The organism is Butyricicoccus porcorum (assembly GCF_002157465.1).
Lineage (GTDB): Bacteria > Bacillota > Clostridia > Oscillospirales > Butyricicoccaceae > Butyricicoccus_A > Butyricicoccus_A porcorum.
Genome location: NZ_NHOC01000005.1, coordinates 480,876 through 498,962, shown reverse-complemented (window position 1 = coordinate 498,962; position 18,087 = coordinate 480,876). Strand labels below are relative to the sequence as shown.

At 53.2% G+C, this 18,087-nt stretch carries 17 protein-coding genes; 10 read left to right on the top strand and 7 right to left on the bottom strand.

The genetic code is table 11. The annotated features are described in order from the left end of the window. Positions 1 to 5: 5 nt before the first annotated feature. Positions 6 to 854, bottom strand: a complete 849-nt coding sequence (locus tag CBW42_RS08160) for a patatin-like phospholipase family protein (protein ID WP_087019730.1) — start codon at positions 852 to 854, stop codon at positions 6 to 8. 252 nt (positions 855 to 1,106) lie between these two features. On the opposite strand from CBW42_RS08160, the gene CBW42_RS08155 reads away from it, so the two are divergent. Genes CBW42_RS08155 through CBW42_RS14650 form a run of 3 tightly spaced genes read left to right on the top strand, consistent with a single transcriptional unit; the run spans position 1,107 to position 3,462 of the window. Next, positions 1,107 to 1,343 carry a FeoA family protein gene (locus tag CBW42_RS08155; protein ID WP_087019726.1) on the top strand — a complete coding sequence of 79 codons (237 nt, stop codon included), beginning with the start codon at positions 1,107 to 1,109 and terminating at the stop codon, positions 1,341 to 1,343. Beyond that, positions 1,340 to 3,322, top strand: a complete 1,983-nt coding sequence (gene feoB, locus CBW42_RS08150; RefSeq protein ID WP_087019723.1) for a ferrous iron transport protein B — start codon at positions 1,340 to 1,342, stop codon at positions 3,320 to 3,322. Before CBW42_RS08155 ends, feoB begins: the two co-directional genes overlap by 4 nt. Further along, positions 3,319 to 3,462, top strand: coding sequence for a hypothetical protein (locus CBW42_RS14650; RefSeq protein ID WP_165761105.1), 144 nt, complete (start codon positions 3,319 to 3,321; stop codon positions 3,460 to 3,462). Before feoB ends, CBW42_RS14650 begins: the two co-directional genes overlap by 4 nt. 190 nt (positions 3,463 to 3,652) lie before the next feature. Here the strand turns inward: CBW42_RS14650 and CBW42_RS08145 are convergent, their stop codons facing one another. The 3 genes from CBW42_RS08145 to CBW42_RS14355 form a co-directional block, all read right to left on the bottom strand. Next, complete coding sequence (locus CBW42_RS08145; RefSeq protein WP_087019720.1) at positions 3,653 to 4,054, bottom strand: tetratricopeptide repeat protein; 402 nt, start codon at positions 4,052 to 4,054, stop codon at positions 3,653 to 3,655. 208 nt (positions 4,055 to 4,262) lie between these two features. Then, positions 4,263 to 6,878 (bottom strand): ATP-dependent chaperone ClpB, encoded by a 2,616-nt coding sequence (gene clpB, locus CBW42_RS08140; protein ID WP_087019717.1) that lies wholly within the window; start codon positions 6,876 to 6,878, stop codon positions 4,263 to 4,265. Between the two features lie 380 nt (positions 6,879 to 7,258). After that, positions 7,259 to 7,429, bottom strand: coding sequence for an Arc family DNA-binding protein (locus CBW42_RS14355; protein ID WP_108721052.1), 171 nt, complete (start codon positions 7,427 to 7,429; stop codon positions 7,259 to 7,261). A gap of 127 nt (positions 7,430 to 7,556) precedes the next feature. On the opposite strand from CBW42_RS14355, the gene CBW42_RS08135 reads away from it, so the two are divergent. Next, on the top strand, positions 7,557 to 7,760 hold the full coding sequence (locus CBW42_RS08135; protein WP_087019714.1) for a hypothetical protein: 204 nt from the start codon (positions 7,557 to 7,559) through the stop codon (positions 7,758 to 7,760). 109 nt (positions 7,761 to 7,869) lie between these two features. Here the strand turns inward: CBW42_RS08135 and CBW42_RS08130 are convergent, their stop codons facing one another. Then, positions 7,870 to 9,048, bottom strand: a complete 1,179-nt coding sequence (locus CBW42_RS08130; RefSeq protein ID WP_087019711.1) for a Gfo/Idh/MocA family protein — start codon at positions 9,046 to 9,048, stop codon at positions 7,870 to 7,872. A gap of 288 nt (positions 9,049 to 9,336) precedes the next feature. On the opposite strand from CBW42_RS08130, the gene CBW42_RS08125 reads away from it, so the two are divergent. From CBW42_RS08125 to CBW42_RS08115, 3 genes are all read left to right on the top strand, one after another. Further along, on the top strand, positions 9,337 to 10,185 hold the full coding sequence (locus tag CBW42_RS08125; protein WP_133058280.1) for an AraC family transcriptional regulator: 849 nt from the start codon (positions 9,337 to 9,339) through the stop codon (positions 10,183 to 10,185). A 212-nt stretch (positions 10,186 to 10,397) separates the two neighbouring features. Beyond that, on the top strand, positions 10,398 to 11,537 hold the full coding sequence (locus tag CBW42_RS08120) for a peptidylprolyl isomerase (RefSeq protein WP_165761104.1): 1,140 nt from the start codon (positions 10,398 to 10,400) through the stop codon (positions 11,535 to 11,537). 252 nt (positions 11,538 to 11,789) lie between these two features. Continuing rightward, the gene (locus CBW42_RS08115) at positions 11,790 to 13,079 is read left to right on the top strand and encodes a glycosyltransferase family 2 protein (protein WP_242969825.1); all 1,290 of its coding nucleotides are present in this window, start codon (positions 11,790 to 11,792) and stop codon (positions 13,077 to 13,079) included. A 56-nt stretch (positions 13,080 to 13,135) separates the two neighbouring features. Here CBW42_RS08115 and CBW42_RS08110 read toward each other — a convergent pair whose 3' ends face one another. Next, entirely contained in the window at positions 13,136 to 13,813 is a 678-nt protein-coding gene (locus CBW42_RS08110; protein ID WP_087019702.1) for a YoaK family protein, read from the bottom strand. 116 nt (positions 13,814 to 13,929) lie between these two features. Here CBW42_RS08110 and CBW42_RS08105 point away from each other — a divergent pair, with 116 nt between their 5' ends. The 3 genes from CBW42_RS08105 to CBW42_RS08095 all read left to right on the top strand — a co-directional run bounded on the left by CBW42_RS08105 (position 13,930) and on the right by CBW42_RS08095 (position 17,119). Beyond that, on the top strand, positions 13,930 to 14,844 hold the full coding sequence (locus CBW42_RS08105) for a LysR family transcriptional regulator (protein WP_087019698.1): 915 nt from the start codon (positions 13,930 to 13,932) through the stop codon (positions 14,842 to 14,844). A 95-nt stretch (positions 14,845 to 14,939) separates the two neighbouring features. Next, on the top strand, positions 14,940 to 15,620 hold the full coding sequence (locus CBW42_RS08100) for a response regulator transcription factor (RefSeq protein ID WP_087019695.1): 681 nt from the start codon (positions 14,940 to 14,942) through the stop codon (positions 15,618 to 15,620). Next, on the top strand, positions 15,617 to 17,119 hold the full coding sequence (locus CBW42_RS08095; protein WP_087019692.1) for a sensor histidine kinase: 1,503 nt from the start codon (positions 15,617 to 15,619) through the stop codon (positions 17,117 to 17,119). Before CBW42_RS08100 ends, CBW42_RS08095 begins: the two co-directional genes overlap by 4 nt. 140 nt (positions 17,120 to 17,259) lie before the next feature. Here the strand turns inward: CBW42_RS08095 and trhA are convergent, their stop codons facing one another. Continuing rightward, on the bottom strand, positions 17,260 to 17,943 hold the full coding sequence (trhA, locus tag CBW42_RS08090) for a PAQR family membrane homeostasis protein TrhA (protein ID WP_087019689.1): 684 nt from the start codon (positions 17,941 to 17,943) through the stop codon (positions 17,260 to 17,262). Positions 17,944 to 18,087 lie beyond the last annotated feature (144 nt).

Below are 18,087 nucleotides of genomic sequence, written 5' to 3'. Positions count from 1 at the left end.
GGCATTCATTTGCCGATAAATGACCGCAGTTCATCCAGCTGTGTCTCAACCGCCTGCCAGCCTTCGCGGTACAGCACATCCAGCTTTCTGATATCATTTTCAAAGCGGCTGATGGTGATCGGCTTTTCCGGCGCGAGGATCATCGCCTGTCCCGCCTGTTCCATGCGCGCACAGCAGCGCACCTGCTGGTTATAGACCTCATGACGGCGGTCAATGCAGTCGATCATGCCGGGCGTACTGCGGAAGCTGCGGCTGTAAACGGCGCGCCCGCCCTCCGGCGATTTGGTATAGGTGCGGTCACGTGTGCGCACAATCACCAGCTTTTCACAGCCATCCAGCAGCGCCTTTTTAAACGGAATGGGGTCAGAGGTGCCGCCGTCCAGATACTTTCTGCCGTGGAATGCAACCGGAGGGGAAAACATCGGGATGGACGAGGAGGCGCGGATCACCATGCACTCGTCTTCACAGCTCTCCTGCTTGCCGAAATACACCGGCTTTCCGGTTTCCATATCGGTCACGCCGACGACAAATTCCACCGGATTGTCCAAAAATGCCTGCTGGTCGAATACATCCAACTGGTTCGGAATCTCAGAAAAAATAAAATCCATACCGAACAGCGATCGAGTTTTGATAAAATTCTGTATACTTATATATCTTTTATCCTTCAAGTATTGTTCATCGATGCGGTAATTGCGGTACTGCTGTCTGGATACATAAGAAGCTCCGTTGCAGGCGCCCGCCGAGACACCAATTACATAATCCGTCCAGATATCATATTCCATCATGGCGTCGAGCACGCCGATGGTATACAGGCCGCGCATGCCGCCGCCTTCGAGCACCAGTCCGGTTTTCATGCCAATCATCCTTTCTGTTTATTCCAGTATATCCAGTATACCAGCCTTTTTGTCCCGCGGCAAGCGGCAGGGGCACCGTTCCCCTCCCCCAAAGTTATCGGATTGTAACAAATCTTTTGGACGGGTTGCCGTGCGTCTGTATTTTTTCTGTATGATTTCCGTTTTTTCCCACCAATGGCATTGACAGGATGCTCCAATGTATTTATACTAAAAGTCAGCAGAAACTAACATTTTTCAGAAGGAGGAAACTGTATGACACTCGATCAGCTTCCGATTGGAAAAAACGCACGCATTACCGCTGTCGGCGGACAGGGAGCGCTGCGCCGTCATCTGCTGGACATGGGCCTGACACCGCACACCACGGTATGCATCCGCAAAACAGCCCCGATGGGCGACCCCATTGAGCTGTTCCTGCGCGGCTATCAGCTCACCATCCGTCTGGATGACGCAAAAAATATTGAGGTCGAACCGCTGGAGGTCAATTCATGATATTTGCACTTGCGGGAAATCAAAACTGTGGCAAAACCACGCTGTTCAACCAGCTGACCGGTTCCAATCAGCACGTCGGCAATTTCCCCGGCGTCACCGTTGAACGCAAGGAGGGCAAAATCCGCGGCACGGAAAACGATACGGTCGTCGATCTGCCGGGCATCTATTCCCTCTCCCCTTATACTTCGGAGGAAATTGTCACGCGTGACTTTATCCTCGAAAACCATCCGGATGGCATCATCAACATCATCGACGGCACCAACATCGAACGCAATCTGTACTTAACGCTCCAGCTGCTTGAGCTGGGCACACCGACCGTCATCGCGGTCAATATGATGGATGAGGTGCGCGCCAACGGCATGAGCATCGATCTGCCTGCGCTGTCGGAAGCGCTCGGCGTCCCTGTCGTCCCGATTTCCGCGAGCAAGGGCGAAGGCATCAGCGAACTGGTGCATGTCCTGCTGGATGTCGCATCCAGTAAGCAGAAACCGCGCCGACAGGATTTCTGTACCGGCCCGGTGCACCGCGCCATCCATGCGGTCAGCCACATGGTCGAAGATCACGCGGAAGCCGCCGGCATCCCGCCGCATTTTGCTGCTGCCAAGCTGATCGAAGGCGATGAGCCGATGCTGCAAAAGCTGCGCCTGTCGCAGAATGAAATTGACACAATTGAACATTTCGTCATCGAGATGGAGCATGAATGTGATACCGACCGCGAGGCGGCGCTCGCAGACATGCGGTACACCTTTATTGAAGGCGCCTGCAAAACCGCTGTCACACGACGCGGCGAGAGCAAGGGCTATCTGCGCTCGGTGCGCATCGACAGCGTACTGACGCACAAATACTTTGGTATTCCGATTTTCCTCGGCATCATGATGCTGATTTTCTGGCTGACCTTTGGTGTTGTCGGCGCAACGCTCAGCGGTGCGTTTGAATCTGTCATCGAAGCCGCCACAAACCTGATTGACCGCGGCCTGACTGCCTATGGCATCAATCCGGTTGTGCATTCGCTCGTCATCGACGGCATTTGCAACGGTGTCGGTGCCGTTCTGTCATTCCTGCCGACCATTGTCGTGCTGTTCTTCTTCCTCTCCATTCTGGAAGACAGCGGTTATATGGCGCGTGTCGCGTTTGTCATGGACAAGCTGCTGCGCAAAATCGGTCTGTCCGGCCGTTCCTTTGTCCCGATGCTCATCGGCTTCGGCTGCTCTGTGCCCGCCATCATGGCGACGCGCACGCTGTCGAGTGAGCGCGACCGCCGCATGACCATCATGCTGACACCGTTTATGTCGTGCTCGGCCAAGCTGCCGGTCTATTCGGTCATTTCCATGGCATTTTTCCCGCATTATGCCGCTGTTGCGATGATCCTGCTGTACATCGGCGGCATGGCAGTCGGCATTCTGACTGCGCTCGTGCTCAAGAATACCTCCTTCCAGGGTCAGCCGGTGCCGTTCGTCATGGAGCTGCCAAATTACCGCATGCCCAGCCCGCGCAATGTCGGCATGCTGCTGTGGGACAAGGCACGCGATTTTCTGGAACGTGCATTTACGATTATCTTTGTTGCAACCGTCATTATCTGGTTCCTGCAAACCTTTGACCCGCGCCTGAATGTCGCGGCAAACACGTCGGACAGCATTCTCGCTGTGCTCGGCTCGTTCCTCGCGCCGATCTTCACACCGCTCGGCTTCGGCGACTGGCGCGCCGCTACCGCACTGATTGCGGGCTTCTCTGCAAAGGAAGCAGTTGTTTCCACCCTCACCGTTCTGACCGGCGGCAGCCTGTCCAGCATGCTGACCACCGCTTCGGCAGCCTCCTTCCTGACCTTTATTCTGCTGTATACGCCGTGTATCGCAGCAGTCACGGCAGTGAAAAATGAACTGCGCAGTGCGCGCGCCGCCGCAGGCATCGCCGCACTCCAGTGCATTATGGCATGGGTGTTCTCGTTTGTTGTCTATCACATCGCGGTGCTGCTGGTATGAGCGCCGCAGATCTCCTGATTCTCGCCGTCCTGGCAGTTCTGTTTGTGCTGGCCGTGCGGCACTGCTGGAAAAACCGCGGCAAATGCTGTGGGGACTGCTCCGCCTGCCGCAACTGCGGGACCTGTGGGAAAAAGAAATAAAACCACGGATTTGTATCAACCGTACAGCATCGGGAAACCGCCGCATGGTGTTCCCGATGCGCGAGCCATGGAACTGGCACAAACCGGTGCTCCCTTCCGCCGGGAAAACGGTTGAAAAGCCGTCAAATGGACGGTATGCGGGGCATTTCGGGCGCAAAAAAGCACCAGTCTCAAACGACTGGTGCTTTTTTCATTGTTCCGCGTTTTTCAGCCGCTCCAGCTGCCCGCATGCGGCATCCCGGACGGACGGTGTCTGGCTCTGTGCAGCGAGACGGTAATAATTGCGCGCTGCATCCAGATCGGGCGTCATGCCGATGCCATATGCATAGCAGTCGGCAATATACAGCTGTGCCGTCGTGCTGCCACATTCCGCGGCGAGCTGGAGGAAAAGCACCGCTTTATCAAAATCCGCGTGCAGTCCATTGCTGCCGCGCAGATAAGCCGTGCCGACAAATTCCAGCGCCTCATCATCACCCTCCGAAAGCCGCTGCATCATCTGTATCAACGGTTCATCCCCGGTTTCCTGAAGCTCCTGCTCGATATCCTCCATGCGGATATCCACAAAGTCAAATGGTTTGTTCCCCCATTGCATAATCCGTATCCCCATTTTATGATATATATGATATAGATAAGTATGAGGCCGCAGATGTTCCCCAATACAGGCAAATCCTGCACCGGACACATTTCTGCAACTTCATTGCTTTATGATAAATCACCTCTAAGCAGATGTCAAGTTATTCTCGCTTTTTCTCTATATATCACAAACAGCCCCTGTCAAACAGGGGCTGTAAATGAGCATATTATGCGTTCTGTATGGAAATCGGTATGACCACCAGCCGGCCGTCCTGTACGTCGACCTGAAGTGTTGTTCCGGCGGACAGGTCTCCGGCAATGATCTCACGTCCGAGCAAGGTCTCGACATTGCGCTGCAAGAAGCGCTTGAGCGGGCGTGCACCGTAAACCGGATCATAGCCGTTGTCAATGACATACTGCTTTGCGGCATCGGTCAGCTTGACAGACAGCTGCTTGTCTTCCAGGCGCTTGCCGAGTGCCTCGATCAGCAGGTCGATGATACCGGTAATATTTTCCTTGGTGAGCGGCTTATAGAATACAATTTCATCCAGACGGTTGAGGAATTCCGGACGGAACGAATGGCGCAGCAGGTCATTGACCTGCGCCTTTGCCTCCTCACGGATTTCACCGTTCTCGTCAATGCCCTCAAGCAGAGCAGACGAGCCGAGGTTGGATGTCAGGATAATAATGGTATTTTTAAAATCGACGGTACGTCCCTGCGAGTCGGTAATTCGGCCGTCATCGAGTACCTGCAACAGGACATTGAAGACATCCGGGTGTGCCTTTTCGATTTCATCGAACAGGACAACAGAATATGGCTGTCTGCGGACAGCTTCGGTCAGCTGACCGCCTTCTTCATATCCGACATATCCGGGAGGCGCACCGATCAGGCGAGATACCGAATATTTTTCCATATATTCCGACATATCGATGCGGATCAGATTTTTCTCGTCATCAAACAAGGTCGCTGCCAGTGTCTTTGCCAGCTCGGTTTTGCCGACACCGGTCGGGCCGAGGAACAGGAACGAACCGATGGGACGGTTCGGGTCCTGAATGCCTGCACGCGAACGCAGGATGGCTTCGGAGACACGCTTGACTGCTTCATCCTGTCCGATGACGCGCTCATGCAGCGTATCCTCCAGATGCAGCAGCTTTTCGCGCTCACCCTCCATCAGGCGGGCAACCGGAATACCGGTCCAACGCTCAATGATGCGTGCAATTTCCTCATCTGTAACCTTATCACGCAGCAGAGTATGCTTGCCTTCGGTTTCTTCGGCACGTGCTTCTTCCTCTTCCAGCTGCTTTTTCAGCTCAGGCAGGCGGCCATATTTCAGCTCAGCTGCCTTATTTAGGTCATAGCTGTCTTCCGCGCGTTCAATATCGGCATTCATCTGTTCGATATCCGCACGCAGCTTCTGTACCTTGCCGATGGCATTCTTTTCATTGTCCCAGCGCGCTTTCATAGAGTTGAACTGCTCGCGCATTTCCGCGAGTTCCTTCTGGATTTCCGCCAGATGCTCTTTGGACAGCTGGTCATCTTCCTTCTTGAGGGCAGCCTCTTCGATCTCATGCTGAATGATTTTGCGCTGGATGACATCCAGTTCGGTCGGCATGGAATCGATTTCCGTGCGGATCATCGCGCACGCTTCATCGACGAGGTCAATTGCTTTGTCAGGCAAGAAACGGTCGGAAATATATCGATTGGACAGGGTTGCTGCTGCAATCAGTGCAGAATCCTGAATTTTTACGCCGTGATAAACTTCATAGCGTTCCTTCAGGCCGCGGAGAATGGCGATGGTGTCCTCCACAGTCGGTTCACCGACCATGACCGGTTGGAAACGGCGTTCCAGTGCCGGATCTTTTTCAATATACTGGCGGTACTCGTTCAGCGTGGTTGCACCGATGCAGTGCAGCTCACCGCGCGCCAGCATTGGCTTGAGCAGATTGCCTGCATCCATAGCGCCGTCGGTTTTGCCCGCGCCGACAATGGTATGCAGCTCATCGATGAACAGAATAATATTGCCCTCGCTCTTTTTGACCTCATTGAGGACAGCCTTCAGGCGTTCCTCAAATTCGCCGCGGTATTTTGCACCTGCGACGAGCGAGCCCATATCCAGCGAGAAAATCGTCTTGTCTTTCAGCGTACCCGGGACATCGCCGCGCACAATGCGCTGTGCAAGTCCCTCGGCGATGGCAGTCTTGCCGACACCCGGCTCACCGATCAGAACCGGATTGTTCTTGGTTTTGCGCGACAGAATCCGAATCACATTTCTGATCTCATCATCACGGCCGATGACCGGGTCCATTTTTTTCTGTCTCGCGCGCTCGACCAAATCCGTGCCGTATTTTTTCAGTGCGTCATAGGTATCCTCCGGGGAATCGGTGGTGACACGCTGATTGCCGCGCACGGTGGACAGCGCCTGTAAAAATTTATTTTTCTCGATACCGAAGGTACGGAACAGTTCCCGGACTGCGCCGCCTGCGGTATCAATCAGAGCGAGGAACAGATGCTCGACGGAAACAAAATCATCCTTCATCTGATCTGCGACCTGCTCGGCCTGATTGAGCGTTTTCTGCATATCCGCCGTGACATACAGGCGGCTGGCATCGCGCCCGCCGGAGATGCGCGGCAGCTTTTCCAGTGCACGCATGGTCTGCGTCTGCATGGCAGCTGCATCAATGCCCATCTTGGTCATCAGCTGGGAAATCAGGCCGCCATCCTGCTGTAACAGTGCGAGCAGCAGGTGCTCCTGTCCCATCTCGGCATTGCCGTATTCATTGTACAATGACTGGGCGCTCTGAATGGATTCCAGTGACTTTTGTGTAAATTTCTGAGCGTTCATAGAATAACTACCTCCCTTGGCGTGGACGGTCTGTGTATTGATACATCCGTCCAGGATTTCCTAACGATTGCATTATAATTCCGGCTGGAAGGAAATACAAGGGGATAGTTGTTAAGAAAATGTTAATTTTAGCACTCTAAGTTCGAGAGTGCTAAAATCGATCGCAATGAAACGCACTGCTCGGGAAATGCAGGCAGAAAAAAAGTCCCTTTCTGTCAGTTGGACAAAAAGAGAACCTGCCAGCAAAAACGAAAGTAACCGCCTGAGTCTCCCAAAACTATCAGGCGGTTACGTCTTCATAGCGGGCGCACCGTCTACCAGTGTGCCTTTTCGTTATCTTCATTTTACCATCGCGTCCCTTGCCTGTCAAGCGGCGCGTTTTATTTTGTCTCCAGTTCGATTTTCCCATGCGCGGCTTCGTACTGTTCGATGCAGTCGCGGATGAGAATCAGAATCTGGCTGTTGGCGGAACGCCCTTCGTAACCCGCGACCACGTGCAGCTTATTCAGCATCTTTTCTTCAATTCTGACAGAAAGACTTTTCACAGCCATATTTTCACCCCAGAATAAACATATTTTATGTCTATTTCTGTCTATTGTATGAGCTGACTGTGTTATATTGTTGGAAATAGATGCAAAATATATCTAAAATATGTTTATCACAAAGGAGGCTGCCGCCATGCGTGACGATGAACCGTTGGATTACAGAAAGATGTACCACACTATGATTCAGCAAACCGAAGCCGCCATGCGCCTGATCTGTGAAGTACAACTGAGCTGCCAGCAGCTCTATATTGACCGCTGTATGCAGGAAGATGGGTGGATTCAAGAAGGCTACCGTGCCGGCGGCAGCTCTGAGGACTGCAACCCAACAGATAAATAGAAATATCCCCCCGATTTCCCCATAAACACAGAAAACCGCCGATCTCTTATGAGACCGGCGGTTTCCCTTTTTGGAATATATTGAGTTTGAGAAATGTAAGGTGTTTATCTTACTTTACGTCAACCCAGACAGCACCCTTGTCAGCGGACTCTGCGCATGCATTGATCCACTTGATGCCGTCGATGCCGTGCTCCAGATCCGGGTAAACCAGGTTCTTGAGGGTTTCTTCGTCGCCGCGGTTCTTTGCGTCCATTGCAACAGCGAAGCGGCCGTACAGGTTGGACCAGGACTCGATGAGGCCGGTGTAGTGCAGCGCACCCAGACGCTCGTCTTCCTGTGCCTCCGGAGAGAGGTAACCCATGCCACGGTACAGAATCTGCTCCGGCTGGCCCTGCGGCTGATAGTGCAGTTCGTCCGGATGCATATCGTTCCACTCCAGGGAAGCCTTGGAGCCAACGATGCGGATGTGCTGGGAGCTCATGTCGCCGGCGTTGACGCAGGAGCACCACATACGGCCAACCGCACCGTCTTCATAACGCATCAGGACATATGCATTGTCCTCCAGCGGATAACGGGAGCCGACAAATGCCTGACGGTCACACAGAACCTGCTTCAGCTTCTGATCCGGGCAGATCATCTGGGACATGTAGTAGGTATGGGTGGACAGATCGCCCAGAACGAATGCGCGTCCTACCTTGGACGGGTCAACACGCCACTTCTGGCCTTCGGACTTGACGTCGCCTTCCGGATCACAGCCGAAGCCATGTGCATAGCGCAGGTCGATCATGTTGATCTTGCCCAGCATGCCGGAGGTAACCATCGAACGCATCTGCTGGAGCAGCTCGAAGCCGGAGAAGCCATAGGTAACACAAACGATCTTGCCCTTCTCTTCTGCCAGTCTCTTGATCTCCTCGCCCTGCTCAACCTCGAAAAACAGCGGCTTCTCGCAGATGACGTGCAGGCCAGCTTCCAGAGCTGCCTTGGTTGCTTCGTAATGCAGGAAGTTCGGGGTAGCAATGTCAACAGCCTCAATGCCGTCCTCGCGCTTTGCCTCTTCTGCGAACATGGTCTGATAATCCGGATACAGACGATCCTCATCCATGCACAGGTTCTTGCCGAACTCCTTGCAGCGATCGAAGTCAACGTCGAATGCCGCAGCAGTCAGAACGAACGAAGTGTTGTCGCGCATTGCGCCCAGACGATGCTTATAGCCGACCTGAGAGGTCTTGCCGCCGCCTACGATGCCCCAACGGAAGGGGCGCTCAATTTTCTTTTCACCGATCTGCATACTAGTACTTCCTTTCTCTCAGTAACTTCTCTTTGGTTTTTGACTGAATAATTTTGTTTTCTTTTACAACAACATGCTTGGATTTGCGACACGGAAGATATTTTTCTGCGATTTTATTTTTGAACTTTTTCGCATTGAAATTGGCTAAAATCGACAAAAAATTGCGAATATTTTTGTTTATTTCCCGCCTTTCCGTTTCGTTGTCTGTATTATATACTACCAGTGTCAGGACGTAAATAATTGAATCTGCGAAGAACTTAATCGATTTTGCGAAAAGGAGAAAAACCTGTGTATGAACTCGGCCCGGGCATCCTGCCCAATTCCCTGTGCGTTCCGCTGACACCGACAGCACACGCACAGGCGCTGTATTTTTACCCCGTCCTGTGCGGGCATTATTTCTGTGACGGAGCCTATCAGGTCGTCCGTGACCACTATGACAACCCACTGCTGCTGTTTCTCCGCAGCGGCGCACTGCGCGTGCAGTACGGCGGGCAGGAATACCGTGCGGAAAAGGGTGACATTGTCCTGCTCGACTGCGACCAGCCGCATCGTTATACTGCGGAGAAAACCGGTGTGGAATTTCTCTACCTGCATTTCGACGGCACAGGTGCCCATGCGCTGGCGCATGCCATTGCGGAACAAGGCCCGCTGCTGCGGCGTGAGGAGAATATTTCCATCGGAGAGCAGTTGTTCGAGCTGGTACAGGCGTACCGCCGCCGCGGCATTGAAACCGAAGCGCTGGATTCGCTCCGCATTTATCAGATGCTCATGCAGCTCGCCATGCCGCCGCGCAGCCTCGTACAGCGCGACAACCCGATCACCCAGACTGTCCTCTATATCCGCGCGCATGTCGGCGAGGCCATCTCGTTGCAGGAACTGGCGGACATGGCACATCTGAGCGCATTCCACTATTCGCATGAATTCAAACGGCAGACTGGCTTTTCTCCGACGGAATACATCATCAATACCCGCCTGGAAAAAGCCAAAATGCTGCTTCTGCAAACAACCATGCCGGTCGCCGACATCGCCTATGCCGTCGGATACGAGAGCGGCAGCAGCCTGAGCAACCTGTTCCTCAAAAAAGTCGGCTGTTCCCCGCGCGAATACCGGAAAAACAGCGGTCTTTCTGTAAAATGACAGATCGCAGCTGGTAAAAACGTCCAAAACCCCGGTGAAATTCACACGATGTACACACAAAATTTACGGTTTTATCCGTTGTACTGCCTGTCCGTTGGTGATATAATGAACAGGTGAGACCAGATGCCGCAGCGGGGATGCATCAAAGAGAATCTGCGGCATGGACGGACTTATGTATTATATGTATTACCAGAACAGGAGAACGAATGTATATGAAGCTGAAGCGATTTTTATCCATGCTGATGGCCAGTGTCCTGTGCGTCGGCATGCTGGCGGGCTGCGGCTCGTCCAAGGACTCGACCCCGGTTGTCATGACCGTCGACGGTGAGGATGTACAGTCCAGTGAGTTGGCGGCGTACATTGTCTATAATATGATGTACTATGAAAACTATTTCGGCATGGATGTCAGCCAGCTGGCCGAAGAGACCATTTTCGACAGCATCAAGGAAGGCTGCAAAAACCAGGTCATCCAGTACCGCGCAATTGACAAGCTCGCCGAGCAGGAAGGTGTCACCCTCAGCAAGGAATCCAAGGAAAAGCTGGAGGAAAACAAGAACACCAACCGTGAGTCCCTCGGCTCCAAGACCGGCAGCTTTACCCGCTGGCTGAAATATTCGGTCAAGGGCGATGAAGATCCGTTTGTCACCTACCTCAACAGCTATGGCTACACCGAAGCGCTGTACGACAAAAACTGTGAGACCATGCAGCTCGAGCAGGATATCATCGACAAGTATTATGATGACGGTGTGATTACCGAAAAGTTCAACAACACCTATCTGCACGCCAAGTCCATCCTGATTGCAGATACCGACGATGACGGCAATGCCCTGACCGGCGACGCACTGGAAGCTGCCAAGAAGAAGGCTCAGGATATTCTGGACAAGGCAAAGGCAAATCCGGATGATTTCGACACGCTGTGGGAAGAAAACAACGCCGATACCGCACAGAGCGATGACGGCTATTACTTCACCGAAGGCGACATGGTCGATGAATACTACAACGCCATCAAGGACATGGACGTCGATTCCATCAACGACGAGCTGGTCTATCACGAAGGCTACGGCTGGTTCATCATCAAGAAGATGGAACTGAAGGAAGATGCACTGACTGACACCTCTGCCTATCTGAACAACACCGGCGACGGCGACGACAGCACCATCAAGACTGCCATCGGCGAGACCATTGTCAGCGACAAGCTGGATGAAATCATTGAGTCGCTGGAGGTCGAAACCACCGACGAGTACGACAAGATCACGGCATATAACGTCAATACCTATCTGCCGTTTGCATCGGACGCACTGGTATCCGGTTCGGGTTCTGCTTCAATCTCCGCGAATGGCTCCGCTGCCTGATTCCGCCTTTTTAACTGCAAACCATCCGCCGCCTGCACAGTTTGTGCAGGCGGCTTGTCTTTTGTACGCGGTCAAATGTGCGCGAGAAAAGTGTGCAGAAATCCGACAGGGCTTCCGTCACAATTTGTATACACTGTAGAAAATTAAGAACATCCTGTGAACTGTTGAAAAATTCCTTGAAATAAGCCGCAAAAAGTGATATCTTTTGAAAAAGACAGCGATGGAAGAGATTTATATAAGGAGGCTCATGCCGTGAATTTGCTTGTCAATATCAATGCAGTTGTCATTACGGTCATATCGGCTTTATATGTCTATCAGATGTTTTATATTGTCGTCGTCTTCGTCGGGGAGTGGCGGCAGAAGCGCAAAGCCAAAAAGCATGCCGAGCCTCCGGTGACGCTGCACCGGTTTGCGGCAATTATTTCGGCGCGCAATGAATCTGCCGTCATCGGCCAGCTTGTCGACACCATCAAACAACAGAATTACCCGTCGGAAATGCTCGACGCGATTATTATCGCGGACAACTGCACCGACGATACCGCGCAGGTCGCCCGCGACCATGGCGCCATTGTTTATGAACGCTTCAATCAGGAAAAGGTCGGCAAGGGCTTTGCCCTGAATTATGCCTTCCAGCATATCGCGGAGGATTTTGGCGACAGCTATTATGACGCCTATGTCATCATTGACGCGGACAACCTGCTCGATGAAAACTATTTCGCCGAGATGAACAAGACGTTCTCAAAGGGCTACCGCATTATCACCAGCTACCGCAATTCCAAAAACTTCGGCACCAACTGGATTTCCGCTGGCTATTCGCTGTGGTTCCTGCGTGAGGCAAAATTCCTCAACAATGCCCGCATGATGCTCGGCACGAGCTGTGCGGTTTCCGGCACCGGCTTTCTGGTTTCCAGTGAGGTCATCCGCGAGCGCGGCGGCTGGAATTACCACCTGCTGACCGAGGACATTGAGTTCACGGTTGATACCGTCATCCGCGGCGAGACCATCGGCTACTGTGCCGGCGCCATGCTGTATGACGAACAGCCGACCCGCTTCGACCAGTCGTGGAACCAGCGCATGCGCTGGAGCAAGGGCTTTTATCAGGTTGCGGGCAACTATGGCACCCGTCTGGGCGGCGGCATTATCAAAAACCGCCGCAAAAATCCGTTTGCCTGCTATGACCTGTTTATGACGGTCATGCCGTGCATGCTGCTGACGGTCTGCGTGCTCATCAGTGATCTGGCATTGCTGCTGTTTGCACTGCTCGGCAATACATACATGCCGCACCTGATGGAAACCATGTTCAGCTCGCTTACGTTCTGGCTCAGCGGGTATTACGGCTCCCTGTTCCTCATGGGTGCGCTGACAATGATTACGGAGCGCAAAAAGATCAACTGCCCGCTGCACAAGCGCATCCTGTACACATTTACCTTCCCGTTCTTCCAGCTCACCTATTTCCCGATCGCTGTCGCATCGGTATTCAAGAAGGTGGAATGGAAGCCGATCCGCCATGATGTCTCAAAATCGCTCGACGAAGTGCGATAAATCCGCAAAAACGACACAAAAAAACCGGCTTTTGCCGGTTTTTCTTTTGTTCGTTTTTATTGCGCTGCCAGCTCCTCTGTCTCACAGGCGCCGCCATAGCAGTCGATGCACACCTGAGCAAATGCCGTGCAGACCGGGACAATGCCGACCCATGCGCCTTTTAATCCGAACGCCTGACAGGACAGGAATGCCGCCGCCACGCCGGAATGGAAGAAAAGGAGCACCTTGCCGTAAAATTTTCCCTTGCGCAGCGCTTCCCTGTCGCGGCTGCAAATATACTCTGTAAACGAAGTCGTAAACTGACGCAGATTGTTGGTCGAAAAAATGCTCGCGCTGACAAAGCCATCCGCGCCCTTAAACGAGCACCACTGCACCGACGAGGCAAAAAACAGCGGGTACAGTGCGATAAAGTCATTCAGATCATCGGGCAACAACCCGACGAGTACCAGTGCCGCCGCGTCCAGACAGACGCTGAACAGCTTCAGGTTCAAATTGAGCTTTGGCAGGATGACTGTGCTCGCCAGTCCCGCCATATAAACCAGCAGGCCGAGGACACGCACCGCAAAATCCGCATCCAGCCGCCCGGCGGCATCCATGGCAATCGAAATCATGTTCGCGGTCTGCGCCGAGCCAAACAGCTCGTGATGATTCAAAATCGCATAGCCGCCCATAAAGCCGCCAATCACCGCCATATTCTGATGGATCCACCGTTCTCTGTCATTGCATTGTTTCATATTCCATTCCATCCATTTTGTATTCTGCCTGCCATTATACTCCGTTTGAATTATATTGTAAATTTGATATTTCATCTATATAATATAAATAATATTTCTATTATGGAGGACAGCGCATGAACCATCTCGACATTCAGACCTTTCTCATGATTGTTTCCAGCCCGTCGCTGTCCAAAGCGGCGGAAGCGCTGTACGTATCCCAGCCTGCGCTCAGCCACCGCCTGTCCGCACTGGAACACGAGGTCGGCGCGGAGCTGGTTGTACGGCACCGGGGCATTCGTGCCATTGAACTGACCGACGCGGGACAGCGATTTGTTCCGATTGCGAAAAAATGGGAACAGCTGTGGCAGGAAACACAGAAACTCAGTGAGGAGCAGCCCGCAGCACCGTTCCGCATGTCCAATGTGGACAGCTTGAACCTGTTTTTCATGCCGCAGGTGGTCTCCGGCTTTCTGAAAAAAAATCCATCCTGTCGGCTGAGCCTTGTCACCATGCGCTCCAATGTCTCCTACAGCGCAGTGGAAAACCGCGAAATCGACCTCGGTTTCATTACCAACCCACATTTCTTTAAAAAAGTGCAGACAATTCCACTGTTTCGGGAAAATATGGCATTTATCTGTGGAACAGATGCAAACTATCACGATTCGATCGATCCATCCGCACTGGACAGCGCCGATGAAATCTATATCCCTTGGAGCAATCCCTTCCTGATGTGGCATGACTATTGGTTCGGCAGCAGCCCGCAGCTCCGCGTCGCACTGGACAACATGTCACTGCTCGAGCAGCTGCTCCGGCTGCCGGATGCCTGGGCCATTGTGCCCGCTACCGTCGCGCAGACGCTGTCCGGCAAAGGCGGCTGCCGCACCGTCCCGCTGCGCGATGCGCCGGAACCGCGCACCTGCTACGCCATCCTGACAGACCAGCGCCACACCGGGCCTGTGCTCACCGGCTTCATCCGTGAATTCCAACGCACAGCTGCGACATTCCCGGAAATTTCCGTGCTGTCCCCGCAGGCATTCCCGCTCGACTGACAAAGAAACCATTCCGTTGCTATTTGGTCACATCTTGTTCACATAATTATCGTAAAATAAAAACAATCAAACGGAATCAGAGAGGAGCTACTGCTATGTTCACCATATTGATCGCAGACGATGAGGAACGCATCCGCCGACTGGTGTCCGATTTCCTGCGCCGGGATGGCTATACCGTCCTACAGGCAGCCGACGGCGGACAGGCAATGGAGCTGATCGACCAGCGCCTGAACACCATCGACCTGATTATCCTCGATGTCATGATGCCGGTCTATGACGGCTGGAGCGTCCTGCGCCATATCCGCTCCAAAAACAAAGAAGTACCCGTCATGATGCTGACCGCACGCACGGAGGAAAATGACGAAGTCTTTGGCTTTGATCTGGGGGCAGATGACTATATTACCAAGCCATTTTCTCCGATCGTGCTTTCCGCGCGCGTGCGCGCGATTGAAAAGCGCCGCCATCAGCGCGATGAGGGCATATTCCAGTCGGGTGCGCTGTCCATCAACGAGGTGCGCCGGGAGGTCTGTGTGGACGGCAAAACCGTCGACCTGACGCCGAAGGAATATGAGCTTCTGATTTATTTTAAAAACAACCAGAACATTGCCGCCTCGCGTGAGAACATCCTCAACGCCGTATGGGGCTATGACTACTTCGGCGACCTGCGCACCGTAGACACGCATGTCAAAAAGCTGCGCGCCAAGCTCGGCCCCTGCGGCACCATGATTGAAACGGTACGCGGCTTTGGCTACCGGTTTGAAGGTGACAAGACATGAACGCGCGCCCCAAGCGCCGCGGACGGCAGTCGCTGCGCTTTCGCTTTTTTTCCGCTGTCGCATTCGCGGCCGCGGTGTTTATCGGCGTCATGCTTGTGCTCAACGTGCTGTTCTTCCACAGCTTTTATCTGCTGCAAAAAAAGAACAGCCTGGTACACGCCTACAACTCCATCAACGAACAGTATAATGGAGATATTTCTATACTGCAAGATAACTTAAAACAGATGGAGAATAATAACAACATCCGAATCAGCATCTTAAATAATTACGGAACGTATATTTATGATACCATCTTTGCGCATGACCGCTCGACAGCATTCCTGGACTCTATGATGCAAAACCCATTCGGGGAAATGCTGTATGTGTACGACAGCCGGGAGCTGGAGCGCAAAGGCTATACGTTTTCCACGCTGAATGATGCAGACGGCAGTACCGCCTATGTTGCGCTCATCGGCATTCTGCGCACCGGCGATACCATTCTGCTGCGCGTGCCGACTGCGGCGCTGCGGGAAAATCAGTCGGTCAACTTTATCTTCCTGATGATTTCCGGCCTGCTCGCGCTGCTCGCCTGCCTGATTGCGGGCTTTTTCATCGGCGGGCACTTCACCCGCCCGGTAATCCAGATGACGGAGGTAGCTAACTCCGTTGCCCGGCTGGATTTCTCCAAAAAATACACCGGAACAGACCCCGACGAACTGGGTGAGCTGGGACAAAGCATCAACCAGATGTCGGAGTATCTGGAATCCGCGATCCGCGACATGCAGCAGATGAACGAACAGCTGCATAAGGAAATCGAGGAAAAACAGCGCATCGACGACATGCGAAAAGAATTCATCATCAATGTCTCGCACGACCTGAAAACGCCGATTGCGCTGATTCAGGGCTATGCCGAAGGTCTGCGTGTCGGCATCAACGAATCGGAAGAAGACAAAAATTACTACTGTGACATTATCATCGACGAAGCAAAGCGTATGAACCATCTGGTGCGCCAGCTGCTCGATCTGTCGCGCCTTGAGCTGGGCAACACCGTGCCGAACAAGACGGATTTTGACGCCTATGAGCTGGCAGAGGCGGTTGCCGGCAAGACACAAGTCATGTGGCAGGAAAAGCATCTGCATGTCGACCTGTCCGGTGTCGGTGCCCAGGTGCTGCACGCCGATTACGACATGATGGAGCGCGCCCTGCTCAACTACATGACCAATGCCATCGATCACACGCCGGAGGGCGGACAGATTCACATCTCCACCTCGGAGGACACGCGCCACATTGTCATGAGCGTGCGCAACCAGGGCTGCCAGCTCGCGCAGGAGGAAATGGACAAAATCTGGGACAAGTTTTACAAGCTGGACAAATCGCGCACGCGCGTCAGCGGCGGCGGTTCCGGCATCGGCCTGTCGATTGTCCGCGCCATCCTGACGGCACATGCCGGCGGCTGCGGCGTGCGAAATACAGAGGACGGCGTGGAATTTTACCTGTCGCTGCCGAAGGAGACAGAGTAAACAAACCGTCGGTTCACGCAGTCCGGACGGCTCTCTCCGGATAAAGGCGTCCGAACTACCGGAAAAACACCGGAGGGTCAGCCCTGTTTTGAGCTGACCCTCCGGTGTTGATTTTATTTAGATTGGTTCAGGCAAAAAAATCAGCGCACGGCGAGGAACAGGAACACCGCAATGACCTGCAAAATCGAACCGAGCATGGTAAACAGATGGAAGATTTCATGAAATCCCCAGACCGAACCGAAATTCGGCTTTTTGGTCGCGTAGATGACCGCGCCTGCGGAATATGCCACGCCGCCCAGCGCCGTCAGCACCAGAACCGGCAGCGGCATGCTGTGGATGGCCTCCGGGATGGCGACAATGCACCAGCCGAGCGCGAGGTAAAACGCTGTGGACAGCCAGCGCGGCGCATCCATCCAGACCAGCTTGATGACAATGCCCGCGAGCGCAATGCCCCAGATCACCGCAAGGCTCTTCCACGCGGCTGCGCCGAGCGCACAGATGAGGAACGGCGTATACGATCCCGCGATGAGCACATAAATCATCGAATGGTCGAGCTTGCGCAGGCGCAGCTGGATGCCGGAATTGCCTCTGTTATAAAAATGAAAGACCGAGCTTGCCGTATATAATGCCGTCAGCGACAGGCCGAATACGATGACCGATATCGTTTGCAGCAGCGTTCCGCCGATCCGGTGGGAATAGATGGCGAGTGCCAGCGCAACACAAACCGAGCCGATGGCTGCCAGCAGATGAGTAAAGCTGCTCATCGGGTCGCGGGCGCGGCGGGTAAAGATACCGTACAGCCCATGATGTTCATACTGTTTCATATATAACACCTCATTCCAAAATCGTATCAAAAAGTTTTATATCTGGTTTTCAAAACCATGTTATGTATATAGTATAGCACGTAAAACATTTTTTGCAACTAAATTTCTTGATTTTTTTGAAAAAAGGGCTTATACTATACTTGC

What these genes read in the sequence shown, in the direction of transcription:
- CBW42_RS14650 (WP_165761105.1), top strand. Translation starts at nt 3,319, where the DNA reads ATGAGCGCCGCAGATCTCCTGATTCTCGCCGTCCTGGCAGTTCTGTTT.
- CBW42_RS08160 (WP_087019730.1), bottom strand. Translation starts at nt 854, where the DNA reads ATGAAAACCGGACTGGTGCTCGAAGGCGGCGGCATGCGCGGCCTGTAT.
- CBW42_RS08095 (WP_087019692.1), top strand. Translation starts at nt 15,617, where the DNA reads ATGAACGCGCGCCCCAAGCGCCGCGGACGGCAGTCGCTGCGCTTTCGC.
- CBW42_RS08100 (WP_087019695.1), top strand. Translation starts at nt 14,940, where the DNA reads ATGTTCACCATATTGATCGCAGACGATGAGGAACGCATCCGCCGACTG.
- CBW42_RS08110 (WP_087019702.1), bottom strand. Translation starts at nt 13,813, where the DNA reads ATGAAACAATGCAATGACAGAGAACGGTGGATCCATCAGAATATGGCG.
- CBW42_RS08105 (WP_087019698.1), top strand. Translation starts at nt 13,930, where the DNA reads ATGAACCATCTCGACATTCAGACCTTTCTCATGATTGTTTCCAGCCCG.
- trhA (WP_087019689.1), bottom strand. Translation starts at nt 17,943, where the DNA reads ATGAAACAGTATGAACATCATGGGCTGTACGGTATCTTTACCCGCCGC.
- CBW42_RS08120 (WP_165761104.1), top strand. Translation starts at nt 10,398, where the DNA reads ATGAAGCTGAAGCGATTTTTATCCATGCTGATGGCCAGTGTCCTGTGC.
- CBW42_RS08135 (WP_087019714.1), top strand. Translation starts at nt 7,557, where the DNA reads ATGCGTGACGATGAACCGTTGGATTACAGAAAGATGTACCACACTATG.
- CBW42_RS08145 (WP_087019720.1), bottom strand. Translation starts at nt 4,054, where the DNA reads ATGCAATGGGGGAACAAACCATTTGACTTTGTGGATATCCGCATGGAG.
- feoB (WP_087019723.1), top strand. Translation starts at nt 1,340, where the DNA reads ATGATATTTGCACTTGCGGGAAATCAAAACTGTGGCAAAACCACGCTG.
- CBW42_RS08130 (WP_087019711.1), bottom strand. Translation starts at nt 9,048, where the DNA reads ATGCAGATCGGTGAAAAGAAAATTGAGCGCCCCTTCCGTTGGGGCATC.
- clpB (WP_087019717.1), bottom strand. Translation starts at nt 6,878, where the DNA reads ATGAACGCTCAGAAATTTACACAAAAGTCACTGGAATCCATTCAGAGC.
- CBW42_RS14355 (WP_108721052.1), bottom strand. Translation starts at nt 7,429, where the DNA reads ATGGCTGTGAAAAGTCTTTCTGTCAGAATTGAAGAAAAGATGCTGAAT.
- CBW42_RS08155 (WP_087019726.1), top strand. Translation starts at nt 1,107, where the DNA reads ATGACACTCGATCAGCTTCCGATTGGAAAAAACGCACGCATTACCGCT.